Origin of the sequence: Mesorhizobium sp. M7A.F.Ca.AU.001.01.1.1 (genome assembly GCF_004022735.1) — a bacterium.
Taxonomy (GTDB): Bacteria; Pseudomonadota; Alphaproteobacteria; order Rhizobiales; family Rhizobiaceae; genus Mesorhizobium; species Mesorhizobium ciceri.
Genome location: NZ_RZPF01000981.1, coordinates 1 through 1799 on the forward strand (window position 1 = coordinate 1; position 1799 = coordinate 1799).

A 1799-nucleotide genomic window follows, 5' to 3' on the forward strand; every position below is an offset into this window, starting at 1 on the left:
GATCGGAGAATACTGTTCGCGCCTTTGCATACTTGAAGGATTCGCCGGCCATGCCGAGCAGGCAAACGTTCGTGTCCGTCGCTATGGCGGGCGCAACGTCCCCTATGCGGCCGCCGCTGAATAAATCGCGATAAATCGCGGCGACGACTGCGGATGCCGGAAGAGGAGCTGGCATCCAATCTGACACGGGTCGTCCCGAGACGGAGAGGAGACAGACGTGACTGATATGCCGATGGTGGATGCTCACGTCCACTTCTGGAATCCCGAGCAGAACTATTATCCGTGGCTCAACGATCGGCCGCTGATCCCATTCCGCTATGGCGACTACTCCTCGATATGCCGGCCGTATCTGCCGGCCGATTACATGCGGGACGCTGCCGGTCACCACGTTGTCAAGACGGTCTATATCGAAGCCGAGTGGGATCCGAGTGATCCAATCGGCGAGATGGATTATATCGCCTCCCTTCGTCGTGAGACGGGGTGGCCTAACGTCGCTGTCGGCCAGGCATGGCTCGACCGGGACGACCGCGCCCGGGTGCTGGAGCGGCTGGCCGGTTTCGACTTCGTACGCGGCCTGCGTCACAAGCCGAAATCCAATCCCAAGCCCGGCTCAGCCGCTCCAGGCAGCATGGTCGACCCGCATTGGGTCGAAGGTTTCGCCATGCTGTCCAGCTATGGTTTGCGGTTCGATCTGCAGACACCATGGTGGCATCTGCACGAGGCGAGCACGCTCGCCGACCGCTTCCCGCAGACGCAGATCATCCTGCTGCATTCAGGGCTGCCGGCCGATCGCAGTGCCGAGGGGATTGCCGGCTGGAAGGCGGCAATGACCGAATTCGCCAAGCGGCCGAACGTGGCGGTGAAGATCTCCGGCATCGGCCTGCCTGGCCAGCCATGGACGGTCGCCAACAACCGCGACATCGTGAGGTCGATCATCGAGATTTACGGCGTCGAGCGCTGCATGTTCGGGAGCAATTTCCCGGTCGACAGTGTGTGCGGCACGCTCGATAAGATCTTTGGTGGCTACAAGGAGATCACGGCGGATCTCGGACCCGAAGCGCAAAAGCGCCTGTTCCACGACAATGCGGTCCAATTCTATGACATCCGGTAAGCCGCGCCTTGCCTATATCGGCGTCGGCCTGATGGGCGGACCCATGGCCGCGCGCCTTGCAGGGCTTGGCTACAAGCTACGAGTCTTCGACGCCGATGCCGGCCGGCAAGCTGCGGCTATGGCTTCGGGTGCAGTCGGCGCTGCGTCGCCAAAAGACTGTGTCGAGGACGCGGATCTCGTGCTCCTCAACCTGCCGTCGCAGGCGGCAGTCGAAACCGTGGTGTTTGGCCAAGCGGGCCTGTCGGATGCTCTGCTGTCACCGCAGATCGTGGTGGATTTCTCAACCGTGTCGCCGGATTTCTGCCGGTCCATCGGTTGGCGCGTCCAAGCGGCCACGGGATGCGAATGGATCGACGCTCCGGTTTCAGGTGGTCCCTCGGCGGCAGGCGAAGGCACACTGACGATCATGGCCGGCGGCTCGGATTGGGCGATCGCACGCATCCGTTCCTTGATCCAGGACATCGGCCGCCAGTTCACCCATGTCGGACAGACAGGCATGGGTTCGGTTGCCAAGATGATCGCGCAGCTCGTGGTCGGCACGAATTATGCTGTTCTGGCCGAAGCCGTGCGCCTCGCTGAAGCGGCAGGAATGGATGCTGCGCTGCTGCCTGAATGCGTGAAATACGGCCATGCCGACGGCGTTCTGATGCAACAGCTCTATCCACGTATCGCCGCACATGATTTCGCG

At 61.9% G+C, this 1799-nt stretch carries 2 protein-coding genes; both read left to right on the forward strand.

Annotation, left to right across the window (positions count from 1 at the left end):
* Nucleotides 1-226 precede the first annotated feature (226 nt).
* Nucleotides 227-1111: an amidohydrolase family protein gene (locus tag EN884_RS34825; protein ID WP_063170556.1), complete on the forward strand. Its 885-nt coding sequence runs from the start codon at nucleotides 227-229 to the stop codon at nucleotides 1109-1111.
* Nucleotides 1098-1799 (forward strand): NAD(P)-dependent oxidoreductase (locus EN884_RS34830; protein WP_164895384.1); only part of this gene is annotated, 702 nt, incomplete at its 3' end. The genes EN884_RS34825 and EN884_RS34830, both read left to right, overlap by 14 nt.